This window comes from Pseudomonadota bacterium, assembly GCA_039193195.1.
GTDB lineage: Bacteria > Pseudomonadota > Gammaproteobacteria > Steroidobacterales > JBCBZW01 > JBCBZW01.
In genome coordinates this window covers 136,704-157,732 of sequence record JBCCWS010000008.1, presented here as the reverse complement: position 1 = coordinate 157,732, position 21,029 = coordinate 136,704, and the positions used below count along the sequence as shown (strand labels likewise).

The following is a 21,029-nucleotide window of genomic DNA, read 5'->3' as shown; positions in this document are numbered from 1 at the left end:
CTTCACAGTGCGGTCGCGCCGGTCTCGCCCGTGCGGATGCGGATGACCTGCTCCAGCGTGGAGACGAAGATCTTGCCGTCGCCGATCTTGCCGGTCTTGGCTGCCCCCTGTATTACCTCCAAGGCCTGTTCGACGAGGCCGTCATCCACGGCGATCTCCAGCTTGACCTTGGGCAGGAAGTCGACCACGTACTCGGCGCCGCGGTAGAGCTCTGCGTGGCCCTTTTGCCGGCCGAAGCCCTTCACCTCGGTCACGGTCATCCCCTGGATGCCGACATCGGACAGGGCGTTGCGTACGTCGTCGAGCTTGAAGGGCTTGATGATGGCAGTGATGAGCTTCATGGATCCTCCGGACTGTGCTCCGCCGCCGGCGTCGGCCAGTGCCGAGGCCGCTGGCTACCAGTGTGCAGTTTCCATGCCACGGAACGCTAGGCGCAAGGGTGCAGCGTAGGGAGCTGCGCACGCAGCTCCGCACGAATTCGGTGCACCCTGTGCACCACTATGGGGCGTTGTCGATGCCTCGCTGCCCTAGAAGAGCGCGTAACCGAATGGTGGTTCACGCAACGTGCTCTCGTTGGTGCCATCCATCGCAGCGCTACTCTGCCTAATGCCGCGCATCCCCTACCCCTGACCACGATCGGAGTTCAGCCATGAATATCGTCTCCCTCGCCCGGCCACTGCTCGCCGTGCTGATCCTCGCCCTTTGCACCTCGGCCCATGCGGTGGTGGCCGACCGGGCCGAGGGCGTGTCGCCGGTGTTGGTCGGTAGCCAGGCGCCAGCGTTCTCCCTGCGAACGGCGGAAGGCGAATCGTACGAATTCAACCCCGAGGCGCTCGAACGCCCCGTGCTCCTTGCCTTCTACAGAGGCGGCTGGTGCCCCTATTGCAACGCTCAACTGATGGGGATGCGCGCGATCGAGGACGACCTGCAGGCGCTTGGCTATGATCTGCTCTTCGCCAGCGCCGATAGTGTCAAGACCTTGGCAGCTGCCGTCGCCGAGATGGCGATCGAGGGTGAAGACGATGCGCCAGCGCCTGCCTACGCCCTACTATCTGATGCAAGCATGAAGGTTGCTGAAGATTTCGGTGTAGCTTTCCGCATGGCAGACGAGACGGTGGAGAAGTACAAGGGCTACGGCATCGACTTAGAGGCCGCTTCCGGCTACGACCACCACACCCTGCCTGTGCCCGCCGTGTTCCTGATCGACGCCGAAGGTGTCATTCGCTTCAGCTACGTGAACCCAAATTTCCGCTATCGGGTCGATCCGCGTTTGCTCCTCACGGCGGCGGAAGTGGTGCTTACGCAGAAGCCACTCGCGCCACTGCGAAACAGTCGCTAAATGAAACATTAGGCTTGGCCTAGGGGGCTAGCGCCTTGTAGAGATAGGGCAGGCTGCGATCGAGGCGGTAGTCGATGCCCGAGTGAGTGCCGTCGAACTCCTCGTAGGCGTGTTCGATCGTGGCGTCGCTCAGCTTTGCTGAGAGTTGGCGGGCGCCGAAGTGAATGTGGTACTGATCGCGCCAACCGCAGTCTATCCATAGGCCATGAAGGCTCTGCAGACCCTTTCGATAGCGGCCCACCATGTTCACCGGATCGTGCGTGAGCCACTGGCGCCAGCGGGCCTTGAGCAGCTCGCCGGTGTCTAGGTGGAAGGGCAGGCGAAAGCCATTCGGGGCGGACGGGTCCGGATCGTAGGTGGCCGCCATGCAGAGGTTCATGAGCGTGTGAATCTCGTGACCCTGTAGGCGCGGCTGCTGCCAGGCGTACTCCAAGAACCGCGCGACGCGACCGTCGTCGAAGCCCTCCGCGAGGGCCTTGCTTCGTGCGCTCGCGCGCTTGGCGCTTTCCGTCGGCTCTTTTTTGCCGCGCGCGGGGCTCTTCAGCTCCAAGGTTGCCGCTGGTGCCTGTTCTCGGTAGCGTGCCAGCAGCGTGAGCGTTTCCGGCCATCCGCTGCGGTACACGAAGTCGAAGTAGGCGTCGCCCGCGTGGCTGGCGACGGCGCCCCAGGTGCGCCAGTACTTCATGCCTTGCACGAGTGCTCCGTAGCCGCCGGAGGACTTGCCGAAGCAGCCACGATGCTTGCGATCGTCAAGCGTGCGCAGCTCCCCGTCGACAAAGGGCACGATCTCCCGATTCAAATAGTCGGCGTAGGGGCCGATCGCGCTCGAGTTGACGTACTGGTTGCCGCCGAGGCCTGTGAAACAGTCGGGGAACACCAAGATGCAGGGGCCGATCTTCTTCTCGTAGAGCAAGCGCGCCACCCGCTCGGGGATGGTCTCCTCGAAGCCGCGCCAGCTGACGTGAGCCGGGCCGGCCGAGGTGTAGGCAGCGAGGTCGTAGAGCACGGGCAGGGGGCGGGGGCGGGCGCGTCCGGTGTCACGGTCGTACTGGGGCGGGAGCCACACGTGCACCTTTCGGGTGGTGGGGTCGCCTAGGGGGTTGTCAGCGAGTAGCGTCGAGGTGTGCTCGAGCGTTAGCAGGCGGCCCTCGAGCCAGTTGGGGCGTTTCAGCAAGTGGCGCTCTCCTTCTTCGGATCGTCTTGGCGTGACCGTGTGCACAGTCGCCCGCCCGGGGTGGCGTGCTAGATTTCTTGGTGTCGCCAGTGCTTTTAGCGTTCTTCGTTCAGCCTTTCATGATAATTCAGTGTCCGGCCTGCAGCCTGCGTTACGACGTCAGCAATCGTGCTCCCGGAACGCGCGCGCGCTGCCGATGCGGGTGCACCTTCGAGATTCCCGCCGCAAACGAGCAGTCCTCCCAGGGCGTGCGTTGCGCAGGCTGTGGCGCGCAAAACAGCTCATCTGCGCGCCAGTGCGCCTACTGCGGCGCAGCACTATCGACGGTCAGCTGTCCTGCGTGCCTTACGCTCAACCCTGCCCACTACAAGCACTGCTCCGCGTGCGGGACGGACCTGCAGGCGCCTGCCCGCGCCATGGAGGATGAGCGCGAGAAGCCGCTGGAGTGTCCGCGTTGCGAGATGCCCTTAGAAGCCCGTCTGCTCGCCGATACGTTAGTCGACCAGTGCACCGACTGCGGGGGCGTGTTCTTGGATCACGACGTGCTGGGTGCGCTGCTGAACGATCGCAAGCGTCAAGCCCCTCTGCGCGAGCGCTTGCTCAAGCTGCCCAAGGCAGGCCCGGCACCGAATCCGCGCGAGGTGGTCTACCTGCGCTGCCCAGAATGCTCGACGCTGATGACTCGCCGTAACCCCGCTCACCGTTCTGGCATCATCGTGGACGTGTGCACCGCGCATGGGGTGTGGTTTGACGATCGAGAGCTGGCCATTTTGATGCAGCTGGCCAGCGCCGGAGCCGAGCTCAATGTGCTCCCAAAGCCGAACCCCCTCGCCGGAGTGTCGTCCAAGGACGCGGCGGCGAAGCGCAGCTCGCTGCCGCGTATGCCCGACAAGGCCATGGGAGCGCCGCAAGGGCCGATCGACATCGACGTCAATATCGGCGATCTCGGCGACTTGCTGCGCGTAATCGATCGACTGTTCTGAACTCACGCAGGGCGGTGGCGCGCGGTTTCGCCGGTGCCCCAATCCGCGTTATCGTCAGGCTTTAGGCCGTGAGCCCTCGCGCCTGGCGAGGTGAGACACGCAGCGCTCCGCGGCCGGCCCATCACCATTCGGAGGGTGATACGCATGATTGGCAATTCACGTGCAGCGGCGCTGGTCAGTGCCCTGGTCATAGGGCTCGCTGCCACACCCTTGTCCGCGCAGCTGGCGGATAGCGAGGAGGCGCCTGCCGCCGACCTTTCCCTGCCGTCGAGCAGCGAGCTCGCCGGTGCCCCCGCCCCTCCGACGCGACCGCAGGTGCCCTTCGCCGCGGCTGTGGAGGACGAGGTGGTGGTGTACGGGCGTCGCGATCCCCTGGGCCTTCCGGACAGCGTTCGTACGGATATCTGGCGTTCCCAGCGCCGCGAGATGCAGGCAATGATGCTGGAGCGCGAACGCATGTCGAACAAGGTCGCCCTCGAGGGCTTCGATGCGCTGCTGGGTACGAGCCTGCGCATTCTGCCTACCTACGATCCAGCGAACGAGCGACGCATTGAGTACGGCGTAAATGACAGCGCACCGGTTGGCCTAATTAATATATTCGGCGGTGGCTTCGGCAAGAAGAACAACAAGGCATCGGATAGTCAGCGAGACTACTGATGCCCCATGCCGCGCGACTGACTGGCGCGCCCGCACTGCTGCTTATACTCACGCTTGGCGTATGGCCTGCTCTGCCACATGCGGCGGCGCTACCGGATTCTACGGATGACGCCTACGCCGAGCTGATCGCGGTGCACTCGGCCACACGTGCTCTCATGAAGCCGGTGCAGGACGCTGCGGGTGTCGCCGATTGGTCGGCGGTGACGATCGCCTCCACGCTGGCTTCCCTGCGCGCGCTGCGCCAGCGCCACGCAGCGCTGGCGCAGGTGCACTGGGATCGCAGCCAGCGGGTCGACTGGCTGCTGGTGCGCAGCCTCCTCGATGGGCTCGAGTACCGCCTTCGGGTCTCGCGCCCATGGGCGCGAGACCCTGGCCACTACGTCGATCAGCTCCAACGCATCCCCTTCGTGCAGATCCCTGCGAGCGGCGAGGATCTGGAGCGACTGCGCGAAGGCCTCGAGCGCGTGCCCGCGCTGCTCTCAAGTGCGCGATCGCAGCTGGATGATCCTGCTGCGGACTACGTAACCTTGGCCCTGCACAACCTCACCAACCACGATGGCGTTGGTCACGGACAGGCCTATCGAGCGCAGCCACCGGCAGGGGTCATCGGCTGGTATGAGGACCTGCTTGCACGCGTGCGGAGCGATCAGCCGGAGCTCGTGGAGCAGGTCAGCGAGGCCCTCGACGCGGTGGTCACCTTTCGCGGTTGGCTCGAGACGAATCGACCCGATTGGCGGGCCGCGGCTGGCGTCGGGCGAGCGCAGTTTGATTGGTACGTGCGCCAGGTGAAGCTAATACCCCTGAGCACTGACGCGCTCCTAACGCTGGGCGAGCGCGAGTACGAACGCCTGGTGGCTTACCTCACCCTGGAGCGTCACCGCAATCGCCACCTGCCCGCCCTGCAGCCCGCGCAGAGCGCGGAAGAATACGAGGCACGGATCCGCGCTGCGGACGAGCAGATTCGTGCCTTTCTCGTGGAGCGTAACATCATCACGATCCCTCCCTTCGTGGGAGATCTGGCCACCAACGTGCCCTGGATGGTTCGCGCCGGGGGGCGCAACTTTTGGGAGGAAGTTCAGTTTCGCGACCCTCGACCCGACCACGTGCACGCCGTAATCCCCGGCCACCGCTTCGATTGGCTGGTGGCCGCCAATCAGCACCACCCCATTCGCACGCCGTACTGGGAGGGTGCCCGGGTGGAGGGGTGGGCCGTGTACCTGGAGGAGATGATGCTAAACGCTGGCCTGCTCGATGAGTTGCCGCGTACGCGTGAGCTGTTTCACATCTTCGGGATCAAGCGCGCCGTCCGCGTACGCGCTGACATCGAAATGCAGCAGAACCGCATGAGCGTGTCGGGGGCCACTAGCTACATGGTCGATCGCGTGCCCTTCCTTGACGAGAACGTGGCGAGGGTCGATGCGGAGATCTATCTGCGCCGTCCGCCGGGCTATGGTATGGGCTATCTCATCGGTATGACGCAGATGGAAGCGCTGCTCGCCGATCGTGCTCGCCAGCTGGGCGAGGACTTCGAGCTACAAGCCTTTCACGATGAGTTTCTGGCTGCCGGGCGCATACCCATCGCGCTCACTCGCTACGAGATGACGGGGAACGATGACGAGCTTCGCCAGCTGTTGCCGTACGAGCCGCTGCTGGCCGTTCACTGAGTCGACGATGACCAAACGGGAGATCGATCACGCCATCAGCGGCGGTCCGCTGCGCGGCGAGCGGGTAGAGCCAACCTACTCGGGGGTGCAGAGCTTCCTGCGCCGCAAGTACACGCGCGACCTCACGGGCGCCGAGCTCGCCGTGGTGGGTGTGCCCTTCGACCTTGCCACCACCAATCGCTCTGGCGCCCGCGGTGGCCCAGCGGCGGTACGTGCCGCCTCCGCGGTGATGGCCTGGGAGCGCCCCTACGGCATGGCATTCGATCCTAGAACCGAATTGGCCGTCATCGACTACGGCGACGTCTTGTTCGACTTCGGGCACCCAGAGCAGATCGAAGCGCGCATCACGGAGCAGTTCGCGCACATCATCGATGCCGACGTCGCAACCCTCGCCTTGGGTGGTGATCATTACGTCACCTACCCTATCCTTAAGGCTATGCACGCTAGGCACGGCTCCCTCGCTTTGTTGCATTTCGACGCTCATAGCGATACCTGGGAGGACGAGCCTGGTCGCGTGCACGATCACGGTACGATGTTCCGCCACGCTGCCAACGAGGGCTTGGTAGACCCAGCTCACTCGGTGCAGATCGGAATTCGCACCCATAACCCGGACACCATGGGCTTTACGATCCTCGATGCTCCTTTCGTGCACCGCGAGGGCGTCGCCGCCACGGTCGAGCGGGCCCGCGAGCGTCTTCACGGGCAGAAGGTTTACCTGAGCTTTGACATCGACTGCCTCGATCCCGCCTATGCCCCCGGTACGGGCACGCCGGTGAGCGGTGGCCTCAGCAGCGCTCAAGCGCTGGCGATCTTGAGGGCCATGATGGGTCTCGACTTCATTGGCGCCGACGTGGTCGAGGTGGCACCCGCCTACGATCATGCGCAAATGACGGCGTTGGCCGCAGCGCATATCGCCTATGAGTTCATGGGGTTGTATTCGGCCCGCCCCGGTGGCCCGGCGGCGCAATGACTCGGTTAGTCTCGTGCGGGTAGCTCGCGGTGGAGAGTGAGCACGATACGGCGACGCTGCTTGCCCAAGCGCAGGCGGCGCACCGATCGGGGCAGTTAGCGGCCGCCGAGCGGGCCTATGTGCAGCTGAGCGAGCTGCCGTCGGCCACGCCAACCCAACGCGCCGACGCTCACTACGGACTCGGCACCGTTCGCTTTCAGCGAGGTCAGCTAGGCGGTGCATTGGCTGCTCTGGACGCCGCCCTCGCCATCGATTCGCAGGTGGCTGAGTACCACTTCAACCGCGCGCTGGTGCTCGAACGTCTCGTGCGGCGTGGAGAGGCGATCGAGGCTTTCGTACACGCCGCCCGCGTGGCCGGCGGCGACGCCGCCGTGGTGCGCCCGGCAGCCGAGCGGTTGCTGCGCTTGAAGGCCTTTCGCGAGGCGTCCGCTTTGCTCGCATCGGCGCCACAGGACAGCACCCTAGACGGGCTGCGTGCGCAGGCTTTGGCCGGCGCTGGCGACTGGGTTGGGGGCTGTGCACTGGCGCGTCGTATGACCGACGCGCAGCCGCAAGACCCGGATCGCTGGCGCTGGCGCAGCCAAGCCGCCGCCGCGCTGCGTGACTACGATGATGCAGTGAGCGCCCACGAGCGCTATCTCGCCCTGCTCGCGCCGGCGCGCGGCGAAGACCACCTCGCGCACGCTGACCTGCTGCTGTCGGCGCGCCGACCGCATGACGCACGACAGGCGCTCGAGGCGGCGAAGCAACGGGGCGCTGCTGGCATCGAGTGCGACTTGCTGGAAGCGCGCATCTCACGCTTGGAGGATTCGCTGCCTGCGGCCGTAGAGAGCCTGAGAAGGGTACTGGCATCGCGCCCGGACGACGGTCGTGCCTGGCAGCTACTAGCAGAGCTGGCGCCGGCAGGCGAGGTGGCCGCCGCGGTTGCCGACCTGAGCACAATCCTCGATGGCGAGCCGTCCTTGCGCCCTGGCCACGAGGTGCTGCTGCGCTTTGCCTGTGCACGCCTGCACGAGCGCCGGGGAGCATTGGCGCTCGCCTGGCAAACCCTAGTGGCAGCGAATGATGCGCAACACGCACAGTTGCGCGCGCGTGGCGCCGCCTACGACGCCCTGGAGGAGGTGCGAATCAACGAGCACCGACTTGAGCGCTACGGTGCGCTTGGTGCCAGCGCTATATCGCAAGCGCCGGCCTCAGGGCCCACCGTGGCCTTCATTCTCGGAATGCCGCGCAGCGGCACCACCTTGATGGAGCGAATCATCGGGGGCTTGAAGGGCGTGCATACGGGCGGCGAGAACGAAGCCATGGCTTTTATCGCGGCAGGGTATGAGCACGCCTTGGCCCGTGGCGTGCTCCCGGCACCGCAGGCGATGAGCGCGGCCCACTGGGCGGCCTTGGCCGCTGACTACGATGTGCGCAGCGTGCCTCGCGATCGCTCCCAGACCCCAGTCGCACTCACGGACAAGATGCCCCACAACCTCCAGCAAGTGGGTCTCATCGCTGCCATCTTCGGCTCCCGTGCACGCGTGATCTGGATGCGTCGCCATCCAGTCGACGTGTGCCTGTCGATCTACTCCCGACGGTTTCCTGACGGTCACCGCTACGCCTGCCGGTTGGAGGATCTTGCGCACTTCTACGCGCAGAGCGAACGTCTCATGCGTGGCTGGCAAGAGGCCTATCCTGCCCTAGTACATGAGGTTCGCTACGAGACCCTGGCGGCGGATCCCGCGCCTCACGCACAGGCAGCGATCGAGCATGTCGGCCTGCCGTGGGATCCCGCCTGCCTAAACATATCTGCCCGGCGCGAAGCAGCCTTCACCTTCAGTGAGCTACAGGTGCGCGAGGCGATCAGCGCGCGCCACGTCCATCGCCATCGCGCTTGGGGGGCGCTGGTCGAGCCCTTGCGCGTCGCGCTACGCGAGGCCGGCGTCGAGTGCGAGGATTGAGCAGGGCATCGCAGGCGAGGCGGCGATCCGCGTGGGTGGCTCTCGGGGCTAGCCTCTTACCAATGTTTTCATTAGGTTCATCCGCTTCCTGTACGTGCGAATGGGAGCAGGCGCTGACTGCGCTGCGTGATGCGCGCGTGATCGTCGAGGGGAAGATCCACTCGGCGCAGCGTCGGGAGGGAGGGGTGATCGCATTCACACTGGTCGTAGAGCGAGTCCTGCGCGGGGAGGTCACAGAGTCCTTGCCGTTGACCACCTGGGCGCCCGAGGACTGCGGCCTGAGCGTGCGCTTAGCGTACGGCGATGTCTACTTCTTCAGCGATGCGGCGACACCGCTGCACGCATGCCAGTCCCTGAGGCCTATCCAAGCGCGCGAGGAGGCGCGGGCGTATGCGCTGGCGCAGGTGCTGCAGCTGGTCGCCTCACCGTCGCCGGCTGGCGATGAGGCGCTGAAGGGGCGTTTGACGCGTACGTTGCGTGGCTTGGATGCAGCGCAGCTCCACGGTTTCTTCCAGACCGTTGCCCGCATCGATCCGATCCACCAGCTTCAGTCGGATCGTAGCGATGCGTTGATCTACCGTGACTTGCGTGTGCGCCTAGCCCCCGACGGCACCTACCTTGCTCTCGAGCCAGCCGCACCGTGAGTGCGACGCCGCCTCCGATGCACTTGCTGCTGCCCCTGCTGCTGTGGGCGTGCAGCGCGCCGGCATGGAGCTGTTCGTGTGCCCCGACATCACTCGCGCGGCTCTACGCGCAAACGGACAATGTGTTTCGCGCGCGCATCACCGGGGGGGAGGTGCTGCCGCGGACTGAGCTCGGCGGCGATGCCGTGCGGATGCGCTTCGAGCTATTGGACCATTTCAAAGGCAAGCTGCCCTTCGACGCCTTGAATAGCACCGGGTTGGGGGGTGCCTGCGGCGTATCCCTGCAGGTCGGTATGGAGTACTTGGTCTTCGTCGCCAACGATGGTCGCGTGAGCACGTGCTCCGGAACGCAAGCTATCGGCGGCGAAGGCGGGCGCTTCGGACGGGCGAGCTTGGCGCTGCTGGAGCGTCACCGGCGCGGGGAACTCACCCAGCTCGTAGACCCGTGGGTGTTCTCAACCTACGCCGATCGCTGCCTATTGCGAACGCAGGTGGATTTTGCCTACCGTTCCTCACCAGCAACCTTAGAAGTGGGCTTTCAGGGTCCGGAGTCGATGTCGCGGGCACGCCTAACGCTCTCCCTTCCAGGTCAGCGACTGGATCCGGCGGCGGCCCCACTCACGCTGCAAGTGGGAAGCGCTCGATGGCAGGTGCCCTGGTCCGGGTCCGTTTCGAGGGGCGCGGGCAGCTTCGCCCTCGAGGGCGAGCGCGTGCTGTCGTTCATGTCGTCCCTGCTTGAGACAACAACAGTCCGTCTGCACTTTGCAGATCCGGAACGTGGTGTGGTTGCTCGCGAGCTGTGGACGGGGCATGCGCGCGAGCCACTGGAGAGGTTCCGCGCCTGCGTACTCGCCGCACGTCGAGGTGGAGCGCGGGCGGGCGATTGACTATCCGCGGACGTGCGCGGCGGGGCGGATTGCGTCAACGGGGCTTAGCCTGAATGCAGTGTCCACGATGGAGCGCTTGCGCGGTGCCGCGTCCGCGTGATGGCAACCCTAGTGCGCCTGCACCGCTTCCAGCCGGCGCAGGGCGTGCTCGAACTGCACCTGTGCCTTGTCGAGGTAGGTCGACACCTCATCCAAATAGCCGTCCGCAGAGGCTGACCACACGCGGTTGATGTAGCGCTCGCCTGCGGCGAACTCGCTCACGATGTCGGCGTAGGCCTGCAGGCCGTAGAGCTGCGCAAGCGTGTCACGAGCGTCCGCAAAGCGCATGAGATCGCCGCGAAATAGACGATCTATCTCGAAGCGCATCTCGAACGGCGGTACCGTATCGCCAGCGCCGCGCAGCTCCGTGAGATTTTTCACGATGTTCGAGAGCGCTTGTTCGAGGTCCTCGCGGTCGGTCGTAAGTCGCGTCGAGTTGCGCGCCGCGCTCGCCTGCGCCTGCTTGATCTGCTGTACACCGATGGCAGCGATGACCACCGCCGGTACAAACCAGCGCCAGTTGGTGCTGTCGGGATCGAGCGCTGCCACGAAAGTGCCGGCGAGGAATCCGATGATCAGCAGTGCGTATCCGCGTCCACTCATGGCTCACACCCTCGCTTGGTTAGCTGCCGAGCACGGCTTGCACGGCGAAGCCAACGCCCACCAGAGCCTCGCCCACGATGAGTCCCGCGGCGATCGGAATGCCGACCGATTCGCTCCATTCGGCGCCCATCTGGCGATCGGCCACGATGCGCGTCAGCGTGCCCAGGGAGTAGGTGAGCACGATGTTGAAGGGCAGGTAGAAGCCCAGGCCAACGGTGACGCCGAGCCCGCCCTGCACCGCCGAGAGCAGGGCGCCGAGAAAGGCGCCGGCGACATACTTCGCCACCGGCACGTCACCGCCGAGGATGCCCTCGATGGTGGCCGCCAAGGCTTGGCCCTGCGGCGCCGGCAGTTCTGGGCTGCCCAGGCCGTAGGCCTCGTGCAACACGAACACCAACATGATCACGACCAGCGGGCCGAGCCAAGCGCCCAAGAACTGTCCGAGCTGTTGTTTGCGCGGCGTCGCGCCCACGAGGTAGCCAGTCTTGAGGTCCAGCATCAGGTCCGTGGCCTGAGACATGGCCACGCAGGTGGCCGCGCCCACCACCACGGCAGCGACGATGCGATCCACTGACGACTCGAGGCCGGAGGTGACCAGGATGAGCAGGGTGATGCCGATCAGCGTCATGCCCGAGAGCGGCGACCAGTTAGTGCGTCCGATCGCCTCGGAGAGGATGATGCCGGACATCCAGATCCAGAGGGTGCCGAGGACGGCCATAGCAAGGCCGCGCAGGAGCCCCACCGACTCCACCGACAGGACGGCGATCACGCACAGCACCACGGCCGCGCCCGCAATGGCGAAGTACAGCAGCTTGATCGGCATCTCGTCGCGAGAGATTGCCGCTTCGAGCTTGGCCGCGCTCTGCATCGAGCGAATGGCGCTGATGATCAGGGGTAGGGCGAGGACGACGCCGGTCATGGCGCCGCCGATCAACATGCCGATGCCGATCGGGCGGAACAGCAGACCCCGGAGCTGCTCCGGATCGCGGATGATCTCGCCCGCCTCCGTGGTCGGCAACATGCCGGTGGCGGCGAGCAAGGGCGCGATCAGGAAGTACACGACGAAGCCGCCGATGATGAAGGCCACGCCGCCGCGGCCGGCAATAAAGGCGACACCTACGGTGAGCAGCGAGAGGTACCAGGTGATGTTGGTGTACTCGGGCAGGCCGAGCATGGCGCCCATGCCCCAGTTACTCACGCCGTTGGCCTGGCTGAAGTAGTGCACCAGGCCGCTCACGAGCGCGGCCCCGATCAGCAGCTGCGCCTTGCGAACCCCCGCGCCCGGTGACTTCAGGATCGTGGCTACGGCGACACCGCCAGGGTAGGTGAGGCGTTCGAAATCGATCATCTGCTTGCGCAGAGGGATGATGAAGGCGATGCCGAGGAAGGCGCCGGCGATGCAGCCGAAGGTGAGCAGCACCGGGTTGAACTCGTTTCCGTAACCTAAGATGAAGATCGCAGGCACGGAGAACATCATCCCGGAGGAAGCGCCGTTCACGGCGGACGCGACGGTTTGCGCCACGTTGTTCTCGACGATCGAGCGGCGCCGCAGCATGCCGCGCAGGATGCCGAAGCCGAGGATGGCGGCGAGCTCCGAGCCCTCGATGGAGAAGCCGAGCTTGAGCGAGGCGTAGCCGATGGAGACGGCGATGATGGCGCCTAAGAACCAGCCGACGATAACGGCATGCCAGGAAAGCTCCGGGTAGGGCCCACTACGCAGGCGATCGTCCATGAGGGGACTCGCCGCTGACACAGTCTCGGCCACGCGCTGCTCTCCTTCGCTTTGCAGTCGTCCTGAACAGTTCGCCTGCGGGCGTGGCGGCAGGCGTAGATGGTGGCTGATGGAACCACAACCGCTCGGGTCTGTCATCCATCGACGGCGGCTAGCCCTACGCGGTGGCGCCGTCGGCGCGGGCTTATGGCAGACTAGGGTACGTGGCGCGCAAACTTCATACCGCAGACAACCTGATGACCATCGTCCACCTCAAGAACATCCTCGAGGGCGAAGGCATCCGCTGCACCATCCGCAACCAGTTCCTGTCCGGCGCCCTGGGCGAAATTCCGGCTTTCGAGTGCTGGCCTCAGCTGTGGGTCACCCAGCCCTCAGACTGGTTGCGCGCGAGGGGCTTGCTGAGCGAGTTCCTCGCCCAGCCGGACGGTGAAGAGGCGTCGTGGCAGTGCGCCCAGTGCGGTGAGCATATCGACGGCCAGTTCGCTGAGTGCTGGCAGTGCGGCGCGGCTTGTCCCAGCGAGCCCTTGGAAACGGCTTTGCGCCCCGCCCGCTGAGTTCGCTGGCAGACGATCCTCAAGGGTTCAATGCGGCATATGTCCGGCCAGCCGTAGCCGGCGGTCCCGTGCGCTGAGCGCATTTGCTGACGGGAAGCTCGCGCTGGCGACGCGCGTGGCCGGGTCACGGCACGCTTAGGTATTGCCTACGGGGGGTAAATTAGGCGCGGATCGCGCGGGTGATCCGCGCCTCATGGTATCGAAGCTACTCGCCGGAGGTGCTGACTAGCCTGCGGCCACCTCCACCAAGTTATCGGAGAAGGTAGGTGCGTGGCCCATGTTGACAAACTCGGCCGAGCTAATCGAGTTTACGGTCCCTGGCCGGTTGAGCTGGCGCCAGTAGCCGAGTGTGGCGACCACCACCCCCGCGTTCACATCGTCGCTGACCTTCGCCACGCCCTCGAACGCGCCGCGATCGTTGAACACTCGCACCGTGGCGCCATCCGCGATGCCACGTTGGGTGGCGTCGGTGGGGTTGATGATCACGAACTGCTCGCCCTGGCCCTTGATCTTCCACTCGAGGTTGGCGTAGCACGAGTTCAGGAACCCGTGGCTCTTCGGCGAGACGATGTTCAAAGGGTACTTGGCCGCCAGTTCGGGATTGGTGGCCGGGCTCTCGCGCGGCGGCACGTAGTCGGGCAGGGGATCGATCTCGGTGCCCGGCTGCTTGTGGTCGTACATCTGGCGGAAGGGGCCAGCGACGAAGTCACCGCCAGCCGCGCCTGAGGCCTTGAGCTCCGCCTTGCCCGAGGGCGTGGGGAAGTTGCCCTGCGCGTGGGGGGCGCGATCGTCGCGGCCGCCGATGCTCAGGTGGGCGAAGCCCTGCTCGCGTAGCAGATCGAGCGTGATGCCCTCGCAGGCCGGCGAGTCCCAATCGATGTAGTGCTCCAGGCATTCGCTGTCGGACCACTTGAAGTTCTCTTCCTCGTAGCCCATGCGCGCCGCCAGGCGTCTGAAGATCTCCTGGTTGGGAATGGCCTCCCCCGGCGGCTCGGTGCACTTCGCGTTGTAGGTGAGGTAGTTGTGGCCCCAGGAGAGGATGATGTCCTCCATCTCGGCGCCCATCGCGGCGGGCAAGAGGATGTCCGCGTAGGCCGCCGTGTCCGAGATGAAGTGCTCGGCGGACACCACGAACATGTCATCGCGCTTCAATCCCTCGATGATCTTGTTCGTCTCCGGCGCCTGGGTGACCGGGTTGGCGTTCCAGCACATAAAGGATTTGATCGGTGGGTTCAGGGGCATCTCGCCCACCAGGGCGCGGCCTAGCTGCAGGGCGTTGACCACGCGGGTGCCCTCGGGGATCAGATCCGGTCGGCAGATCACGTCGAAGGCGTAGGGATGCTCCCAGACGGGCATCTGGTAGATGCCGCCGCCCACCTTGCGCCAGGCGCCGGTGATCGCCGCCAGGCAGCAAACGGCGCGGATGGTCTGGCCGCCGCCGGCGTGACGCTCCAGGGCGACGCCGATGCGAATGGCGGAAGGTTGAGTCTTCGCATACTCGCGGGCGAGTTGGCGGATCGTGTCGGCGTCGATACCGGTGATCTCCGCTGCCCACTCCGGCGTGCGAGTGCGGGCGCGTTCGGCCAGCTCGTCGAAGCCTTCGGTGTAGTTGGCCACGTAGTCCTCATCGATCAGATCTTCTTCGATGATGACGTTGAGCATGGCCATGGCCAGGGCGCCGTCCGTGCCCGGCTTCGGCGCGATGTGCCAATCGGCTTCCTTCGCTGTGCGCGAGCGATAGGCGTCGATCACCACCACCTTGGAGCCGGCCTTCTGCGCATCTTTCACCACGTGCCAGTGATGCAGGTTGGTGCTGACGGAGTTGCAGGCCCAGATCACGATGAATTTCGAGTGGATGAAGCTCTCCGGGTCCATGCCCCCGCTTGGGCCGTGGGTGAGGAGCCAGGCAGTGGCGGAGCCCTCGCCGCAGAAGGTGCGCTCGCACACGGTGGCGCCCATGCGGTTGAAGAAGGCGTCGGCGCCGTTCAGGCCGTGCACGAGGCCCTGATGGCCGAGATAGCTGTAGGGCAGGATCGCCTCGGGACCGTGTTCCACGATGATCGCCTTCCAGCGCTCGGTGATCTCATCGAGGGCGGCATCCCAGGTGATGCGCTCGAACTGGCCCTCGCCCTTGGCACCCACGCGGCGCATCGGATAGAGCACGCGATCGGGATGGTAGTGGCGCTTCTCGTAATCCTTGAGCTTCACGCAGAGCCCGCCGCGCGTGAGCGGATGCTCTGGGTTACCGCGTACGCCCGTGAGCTTGCCGTCTTCCACCTCGAACAGCATGGAACAGGTGTCCGGGCAATCGTGCGGACAACCCCCGAAATGCGTCTCTTTCTTAACTGCTAACACGTTCGACCCCCATCGATTGTGTTGACGATGCAACTCACCGTACAGGAGTTTCAGGAAGGGGGGAACGCGCCTAGCTGCTGTGCCGCGTTGGTCGGCTGATCGTGCCCGATACTGCCTGAGCCACGCCCAGGGTGAACGGTCGGGGACAGACACTCAGCAGCGTTAGGGGGAATTCCTAGCGGAACAGCAGCACCGGTACGCGACACAGGCGCATCATCGTGGTGGTGGTCGAGCCGATGATCAGCGTGCGAATGTGGGAGTGGCCGTAAGCCCCCATCACCAGCAGGTTGGCCCCGCCCTCCTCGACGGCGCTCGCGATCGCCTGCTCAGGCTGACCGCTGCGGATGGCCGTGGTGACTTCGCGCCCCGCCGCCTGCAGGCGGCTCACGGTGGACTGCAGGCGCTCGCGCATCGCCTCGTTGGGTTCGCCCACGTGTAGCAGCTCGCACGCCACGCCCTCGAAGATCGGGCTGTGCTCGATGTAGGCGATCGCCTTCATTACGCTCTCGCCGCCGTCGAACGCCACCACCGCGCGGTCCATCGGCGTGAACGCCCGCGCCGCGACCATCACCGGCTTGTGGCATGAACGCACGATACGCTCGAGATTGGAGCCGAGGTGGGTGGACGCGAAGTCCGCATCCTCGCCGCGCTTGCCGATGAGCACCATGTCGGCTGTGGTCTCGTCGTCGCTGACCGTCTCCACGATGTCCCCGAAGCGCAGGCGCGTGGTGATCTCGTCGACGCCAGCGTCGCTCAGGATCTGACGTGCGTCGTCGAGGATGGCGCGGCCGCGCTTCTGTTGCAGCTTGGCCATCTCGCCGTCGAGTTCGATAAGCTCGTTCAGCAGGCTGGACTTGGCGCCGAGGCTGATGTTGCCGCTCAGGTTTCCTCGGCTACCCTCGCTGCGCCGTCGCGCTAGCACGTGCAATAGGTCGACGGCGTAGCCTGTGCGCTGGGCGATCCAGACCGCGTGTTCGCAGACGCTGCGCGAGTAGATCGAGCCGTCCACCAGGGCGAGTAGCTTTGACATGGGTGAGGCTCTCCTAGGTATCCATCAGCGCGTCTATGCCGCCCGGCTTGTCGTGCAGTGCGAGCTTGTCCACGATCGTCTCCGAGGCCGCGTTCAGCCCCACCAGCTCCACCTCGGCGCCTTCGCGACGAAACTTCATCACGATCAGATCGAGGGCGGCGACGCTCGACACGTCCCAGATATGCGCGCGGCTCACATCGATCACCACCTTCTCCAACGCCTCGCGCAGATCGAACGCTCGCGTAAAAGCCTCGGAGGACGCGAAGAATAGCTGGCCCTCCACCTGGTATACGCGCTTTGTGCCGTCTGCCGAGAGCGTCGAAGTGACGCGGAAAATCTGCGCGATCTTGCCGGCGAAAAAGATCCCGGAGAGCAGCACACCCAGAAGCACGCCGATGGCAAGGTTGTGGGTGAGCACCACCCCCGCCACCGTGGCGACCATCACCGTGGACGCGCTGCGCGGATGGCTGCGCAAGTTTCGCAGGGATGACCAGCTAAAGGTGCCGACGGACACCATGATCATGATCGCCACCAACGCGGCCATGGGAATGCGTGCCACCCATTCACCCAGTACCACGATCATGAACAGCAGGAACACACCTGCGCAGAAGGTCGAGAGGCGCCCCCTACCGCCAGACTTCACGTTGATCACCGACTGGCCGATCATCGCGCACCCCGCCATGCCGCCGATAAAGCCCGTAGCCGTGTTCGCGAGGCCTTGGCCTATGCACTCCTGGTTGCGATCGCTGCGCGTGTCCGTGAGGTCGTCGACGATGGTGGCGGTCATTAAGGATTCGAGCAGGCCGACGGCGGCGACCGATGCAGAGTAGGGCAGGATGATCTGGAGCGTCTCGAGCGTGAACGGGATATCGGGGATCAGAAACACCGGTAGGGTGGAGGGCAGTTCCCCCATGTCGCCTACAGTGCGTAGATCGAGTCCCAGGCCGATGGTGATGGCCGTCAGCACCAGGATGCACACGAGCGGGGACGGCACTGCGCGCGTGAGCCGCGGGAATAGGTAGATGATCGCGAGACCCACGGCCACCATGAGGTAGGTGAGCGGCGGCACACCGATCAGTTCCGGTAGCTGCGCCATGAAGATGAGGATGGCGAGGGCGTTGACGAAGCCCGTGATCACCGAGCGCGAGACGAAGCGCATGAGCGTGCCCACCTTGAGCAGTCCGGCGCCGATCTGGATAAGGCCTGCGAGGACCGTCGCGGCGAGCAGGTACTGCAGGCCGTGCGCCTTCACCAAGGTCACCATCAGCACAGCCGTCGCCGCGGTGGCTGCTGAGATCATCCCCGGGCGCCCGCCGGTGATGGCGACGATGACGGCGATGGAGAAGCTGGCGTAGAGGCCGATCTTCGGGTCGACGCCCGCGATGATGGAAAAGGCGATGGCCTCAGGGATCAGGGCGAGGGCGACGACGAGGCCTGCGAGCACATCGGCGCGCACGTTGCCGAACCACTGATCGCGATAGCGGTAAGGGGAGATCATTGGTGTGCCAGGTGGGGAGGGCGGCGTAGTGTGCCACAGGTCACGCGGCGCCAAGTGTCGACCAGGGCGTGGGTGCCATGCCCGTGCCCCTGCTGAGGCCCTTGCAAGGTAGCGCAGGAGGCGGACCCTTGGCTCCAGCGTGTGTGTGGAAAGCTCCGGTGCGGGCTGGGACGTGCCCCGGCCCGCAACGAGCGGCAGGTGCGGCAGCGAGACTACCTTGCGAGAAATGGCAGGAGCTTCGGAATGACGATTTCGTGAGCGTCCTCTTGAATGTAGTGACCGGCATCTTTGACGCGATGCACTTGCGCGTCAGGGAAGTCGCGCAGCCAATAGTCATCCAGCATGTCCGGCGTAAAGGCCACATCCTTCATCGGCCAGGCGATGAACACCGGCTTATGCCTGAACGCGCGCACCAATTGCCCGTGGATGTCGTCGAGATAGTCGCTCACCCGCCCCTTGGGGCCGCTCGGTATCTCCCGCGGAAAGACGAGCATCGATGTGCGCGAGGACCAGTCCGGATGGGGCGCTAGGTAGGCTGCCTTGTCCTGTGGGCTCAGGCGCTGTGGCTGCGCCAAGCCTGCGTTGAAGAGAAACACTTTCACGAAAGCGTTCATGCCCTTGACCATGAACTCGCCCACCCCAGGCGTGCGGAACAGGGTGAGCGGCAGGGGGAGCGAAGCGCGCATGCGCGGGCGGTGGCAGAAGGTGTTGAGGATGGCGAGGCTGCGCACGCGTTCAGGATGACGCGCGGCCCAGGTCAGACCGATCGGACCCCCCCAATCCTGCACCACGACCGTAGCATCGCGCAGATCCAGTTCCTCGATCAGCGCCTCGGCACGCGTGCCGTGTTCCGGGATCTCGTACAGCGACGGGTGATCGGGCTTGTCCGAACGCCCGAAGCCGAGGTGGTCGAAGGCGATGGCGCGGTAGCCCTGCGCGACCAGCGCCTCGATGAAGCGCCGATACAGGTAGCTCCAGGTGGGGTTGCCGTGCACCAAGACGACGGGGCGACCATCGCGCGGACCTTCATCGATGTAATGCATGCGCCCATCACCGCTCTCGAACCATTTTGGCGCGTATGGCCAGCTGCCGCCGAAGGTCCAGTCTTGCTGTTGCGATTGCCGGGCGTCATCGCGCGTGCGCAGATGAGATGGAGTCGCCGGCGAGGTCGGTGTCCGCATGTTCTTGACCACCACCAGGCGATTCACGAGGATGCTCCGGGTACGGTGGGCACGACGATCAATGAGGAGTTAGCGGAATTCGTAAGTTCCTGACGCCGATTGATCAGTGGCTGGTAAGCAGGGTCTTCGTACCACGCTTTCTGAGCGGCAGCGGAGGGGAACTTGAGCACCACCGTGAGGTTTCCCTGGTACTCGCCCTCGAGCACTTGCACCTGCGCTGAGGCGGCCACCACGCTCACCCCGTGCTTCTCATTCAACGGTTGCAGGGGTGCCGCGTAGTCCCGCATCAGGGCGTCGCGATCCGTCACCTCGAGTTGGGCGATCAAATACACTTCGTCGTCGTTCGTCATATCACTCTCCAATTTTCACCGTTCAGTGAAGAATAGACCAAAAAAAATCAGCCGAGTTTGGCGAGCGCTTCGACGGTGATGTCGCGAAGGACCGCCTTGGATGCGCCGGCGCGGCCCAGTACGCACACGCTCACGTGAATGCCCAGAAAAAACCTCGCCAGTGTGCGCTTGTTGGTTTGTTCGGACAGTTCCCGCCGTTCGATCGCGCGGCCGATTGCCTGGCGGTAAGCGCCATCGACGCGGCGGAAGAACGTGTCGATCTGCTCGCCCACCTGCGGGTCGCCCGCGATGGGTTCGCGCGAGGTGTTGCACATCAGGCAGCCCAAGCGCCCTTGGGGGGTATCTGCGCCGTTGACCATTCCCAGGAGCGTCTCCCGAATCACCTCGACCCCCCGCTCGGATTGCTCGAGGGGCTGGAGGATGGGGCCGACCACCTCGGTCTTGAAGTCCTGGATGGCTTGCAGGAGCTGGCTTCGCTTGTCACCGAAGTCGTTGTAGAGCTGGCGCCGGTTGAGGCCTGACCCCGCCTCCAGGTCAGCCAGCGATGCCTCGGCATAGCCCTTGGCGAGGAACGTAGCCAAAAGGCCTGCGCGCGCTCTTGCCTCATCGTACTGTTTGGGTCGTGCCATGGTGGCTACACGATATTCACTGATCAGTGAATATGCAACCGCCCCCACGAGGCCTGCCAGTGTCCTGTCCCGTAAGTTCGTCGAAGAAGTCGCACGGGGCTTTTTGTCCCTAGGCGCGGCGGGAGGACGAGCGTGGCAGGCCCCACGGGAGGAGAAGCAACGTGCCTAGGGGCAAAAAGTAGCCGCGAATTCTTCAACGAACTTGCGGGACAGGACACTAGTACCCGGGGGCCTCTCGCTCGCTCGGGTCCATCGATTGGTGCAAGACACGGAGCAAGCGCAGCAGCTCTTCGAGCGCATCATTGCCAAGACTGCTGGCGTAGTGCTCTAGGGCAGGCGCGACTCTGGCGATGGCCCCATCGCGAGCCTTGCGTCCCTCGGCCGTGAGGAACACCAACTTGCTGCGTTTGTCGCTCGGGTTGTCCAGCACATTAATGAGCCCCTTCTCGGTCAGTCGGGCGAGGCTGTTGGTCATCGTCGCCCGCGACACACGCATCTTGTCGGCAAGTTGCTGGGGCGTCTGCGCATCGCCGTATCGATGGAGCCGGTTGAGCACGGCGAAGTGCGCCATGTGCAGCGTGTGATCTTGCTCCTTGTTGAACTCGCTGGTACTGAGGTGATGGAGCATGTGCACCTCCGTGAGCACGGCAAACACCAGCTCTGGGTCGGTCGAGTTCGCCTTCGAGGTACTCATTGATTCGATATCTTACGGAAATTCTTCGTGAAATTGTTGGTTCAAACGAAATGCCACCAATAACTAGTTCGAAATAAAACTACTTGTAGTTTGATATCGA

General features: G+C 64.7%; 20 protein-coding genes. 9 read left to right on the top strand and 11 right to left on the bottom strand.

Annotated features, from left to right (window positions below; genetic code table 11):
• Nucleotides 1–2: 2 nt before the first annotated feature.
• Nucleotides 3–341, bottom strand: a complete 339-nt coding sequence (gene glnK, locus AAGA68_10040; protein MEM9385389.1) for a P-II family nitrogen regulator — start codon at nt 339–341, stop codon at nt 3–5.
• Between the two features lie 308 nt (nt 342–649).
• Here glnK and AAGA68_10035 point away from each other — a divergent pair, with 308 nt between their 5' ends.
• A complete protein-coding gene (locus AAGA68_10035) occupies nt 650–1,339 on the top strand; it encodes a peroxiredoxin-like family protein (protein MEM9385388.1) in 690 nt (229 codons plus the stop codon).
• Between the two features lie 19 nt (nt 1,340–1,358).
• Here AAGA68_10035 and AAGA68_10030 read toward each other — a convergent pair whose 3' ends face one another.
• Nucleotides 1,359–2,513, bottom strand: a complete 1,155-nt coding sequence (locus tag AAGA68_10030) for an alpha/beta hydrolase-fold protein (GenBank protein ID MEM9385387.1) — start codon at nt 2,511–2,513, stop codon at nt 1,359–1,361.
• A 416-nt stretch (nt 2,514–2,929) separates the two neighbouring features.
• On the opposite strand from AAGA68_10030, the gene AAGA68_10025 reads away from it, so the two are divergent.
• The 7 genes from AAGA68_10025 (at nt 2,930) to AAGA68_09995 (ending at nt 10,264) form a co-directional block, all read left to right on the top strand.
• Nucleotides 2,930–3,496 (top strand): zf-TFIIB domain-containing protein, encoded by a 567-nt coding sequence (locus AAGA68_10025; protein ID MEM9385386.1) that lies wholly within the window; start codon nt 2,930–2,932, stop codon nt 3,494–3,496.
• 144 nt (nt 3,497–3,640) lie between these two features.
• Entirely contained in the window at nt 3,641–4,153 is a 513-nt protein-coding gene (locus AAGA68_10020; protein ID MEM9385385.1) for a hypothetical protein, read from the top strand.
• Nucleotides 4,153–5,817, top strand: coding sequence for a DUF885 family protein (locus tag AAGA68_10015; protein ID MEM9385384.1), 1,665 nt, complete (start codon nt 4,153–4,155; stop codon nt 5,815–5,817). Before AAGA68_10020 ends, AAGA68_10015 begins: the two co-directional genes overlap by 1 nt.
• 7 nt (nt 5,818–5,824) lie before the next feature.
• Entirely contained in the window at nt 5,825–6,787 is a 963-nt protein-coding gene (gene speB / locus AAGA68_10010; GenBank protein ID MEM9385383.1) for an agmatinase, read from the top strand.
• A gap of 29 nt (nt 6,788–6,816) precedes the next feature.
• Nucleotides 6,817–8,733 carry a sulfotransferase gene (locus AAGA68_10005; GenBank protein MEM9385382.1) on the top strand — a complete coding sequence of 639 codons (1,917 nt, stop codon included), beginning with the start codon at nt 6,817–6,819 and terminating at the stop codon, nt 8,731–8,733.
• A 185-nt stretch (nt 8,734–8,918) separates the two neighbouring features.
• A complete protein-coding gene (locus AAGA68_10000; protein ID MEM9385381.1) occupies nt 8,919–9,377 on the top strand; it encodes a hypothetical protein in 459 nt (152 codons plus the stop codon).
• Entirely contained in the window at nt 9,374–10,264 is an 891-nt protein-coding gene (locus tag AAGA68_09995) for a hypothetical protein (GenBank protein ID MEM9385380.1), read from the top strand. The genes AAGA68_10000 and AAGA68_09995 overlap by 4 nt, the downstream gene beginning before the upstream one ends.
• Nucleotides 10,265–10,372: 108 nt before the next feature.
• Here AAGA68_09995 and AAGA68_09990 read toward each other — a convergent pair whose 3' ends face one another.
• The gene (locus tag AAGA68_09990; GenBank protein MEM9385379.1) at nt 10,373–10,906 is read right to left on the bottom strand and encodes a hypothetical protein; all 534 of its coding nucleotides are present in this window, start codon (nt 10,904–10,906) and stop codon (nt 10,373–10,375) included.
• A gap of 19 nt (nt 10,907–10,925) precedes the next feature.
• Nucleotides 10,926–12,671, bottom strand: a complete 1,746-nt coding sequence (locus AAGA68_09985) for an oligopeptide transporter, OPT family (GenBank protein ID MEM9385378.1) — start codon at nt 12,669–12,671, stop codon at nt 10,926–10,928.
• 131 nt (nt 12,672–12,802) lie between these two features.
• Here AAGA68_09985 and AAGA68_09980 point away from each other — a divergent pair, with 131 nt between their 5' ends.
• The gene (locus tag AAGA68_09980; GenBank protein MEM9385377.1) at nt 12,803–13,192 is read left to right on the top strand and encodes a DUF2007 domain-containing protein; all 390 of its coding nucleotides are present in this window, start codon (nt 12,803–12,805) and stop codon (nt 13,190–13,192) included.
• Nucleotides 13,193–13,417: 225 nt separating this feature from the next.
• Here the strand turns inward: AAGA68_09980 and AAGA68_09975 are convergent, their stop codons facing one another.
• From AAGA68_09975 to AAGA68_09945, 7 genes are all read right to left on the bottom strand, one after another.
• Nucleotides 13,418–15,547: a molybdopterin oxidoreductase family protein gene (locus AAGA68_09975; protein MEM9385376.1), complete on the bottom strand. Its 2,130-nt coding sequence runs from the start codon at nt 15,545–15,547 to the stop codon at nt 13,418–13,420.
• A 175-nt stretch (nt 15,548–15,722) separates the two neighbouring features.
• Complete coding sequence (locus AAGA68_09970; GenBank protein MEM9385375.1) at nt 15,723–16,577, bottom strand: universal stress protein; 855 nt, start codon at nt 16,575–16,577, stop codon at nt 15,723–15,725.
• Between the two features lie 13 nt (nt 16,578–16,590).
• Nucleotides 16,591–18,075 (bottom strand): SulP family inorganic anion transporter, encoded by a 1,485-nt coding sequence (locus tag AAGA68_09965; protein ID MEM9385374.1) that lies wholly within the window; start codon nt 18,073–18,075, stop codon nt 16,591–16,593.
• A 212-nt stretch (nt 18,076–18,287) separates the two neighbouring features.
• Entirely contained in the window at nt 18,288–19,283 is a 996-nt protein-coding gene (locus tag AAGA68_09960; GenBank protein ID MEM9385373.1) for an alpha/beta fold hydrolase, read from the bottom strand.
• Nucleotides 19,280–19,606 carry a DUF1330 domain-containing protein gene (locus tag AAGA68_09955; GenBank protein ID MEM9385372.1) on the bottom strand — a complete coding sequence of 109 codons (327 nt, stop codon included), beginning with the start codon at nt 19,604–19,606 and terminating at the stop codon, nt 19,280–19,282. Before AAGA68_09955 ends, AAGA68_09960 begins: the two co-directional genes overlap by 4 nt.
• Nucleotides 19,607–19,653: 47 nt before the next feature.
• Nucleotides 19,654–20,235, bottom strand: coding sequence for a TetR/AcrR family transcriptional regulator (locus AAGA68_09950; protein ID MEM9385371.1), 582 nt, complete (start codon nt 20,233–20,235; stop codon nt 19,654–19,656).
• A 217-nt stretch (nt 20,236–20,452) separates the two neighbouring features.
• The gene (locus AAGA68_09945) at nt 20,453–20,929 is read right to left on the bottom strand and encodes a MarR family transcriptional regulator (GenBank protein MEM9385370.1); all 477 of its coding nucleotides are present in this window, start codon (nt 20,927–20,929) and stop codon (nt 20,453–20,455) included.
• Nucleotides 20,930–21,029: the final 100 nt, after the last annotated feature.

Excerpts from the sequence above, each read along its gene's own strand:
- glnK (MEM9385389.1), bottom strand. The coding sequence starts at position 341 with ATGAAGCTCATCACTGCCATCATCAAGCCCTTCAAGCTCGACGACGTA.
- AAGA68_10035 (MEM9385388.1), top strand. The coding sequence starts at position 650 with ATGAATATCGTCTCCCTCGCCCGGCCACTGCTCGCCGTGCTGATCCTC.
- AAGA68_10025 (MEM9385386.1), top strand. The coding sequence starts at position 2,930 with ATGGAGGATGAGCGCGAGAAGCCGCTGGAGTGTCCGCGTTGCGAGATG.
- AAGA68_10020 (MEM9385385.1), top strand. The coding sequence starts at position 3,641 with ATGATTGGCAATTCACGTGCAGCGGCGCTGGTCAGTGCCCTGGTCATA.
- AAGA68_10015 (MEM9385384.1), top strand. The coding sequence starts at position 4,153 with ATGCCCCATGCCGCGCGACTGACTGGCGCGCCCGCACTGCTGCTTATA.
- speB (MEM9385383.1), top strand. The coding sequence starts at position 5,825 with ATGACCAAACGGGAGATCGATCACGCCATCAGCGGCGGTCCGCTGCGC.
- AAGA68_09990 (MEM9385379.1), bottom strand. The coding sequence starts at position 10,906 with ATGAGTGGACGCGGATACGCACTGCTGATCATCGGATTCCTCGCCGGC.
- AAGA68_09970 (MEM9385375.1), bottom strand. The coding sequence starts at position 16,577 with ATGTCAAAGCTACTCGCCCTGGTGGACGGCTCGATCTACTCGCGCAGC.
- AAGA68_09965 (MEM9385374.1), bottom strand. The coding sequence starts at position 18,075 with ATGATCTCCCCTTACCGCTATCGCGATCAGTGGTTCGGCAACGTGCGC.
- AAGA68_09955 (MEM9385372.1), bottom strand. The coding sequence starts at position 19,606 with ATGACGAACGACGACGAAGTGTATTTGATCGCCCAACTCGAGGTGACG.
- AAGA68_09950 (MEM9385371.1), bottom strand. The coding sequence starts at position 20,235 with ATGGCACGACCCAAACAGTACGATGAGGCAAGAGCGCGCGCAGGCCTT.
- AAGA68_09945 (MEM9385370.1), bottom strand. The coding sequence starts at position 20,929 with ATGAGTACCTCGAAGGCGAACTCGACCGACCCAGAGCTGGTGTTTGCC.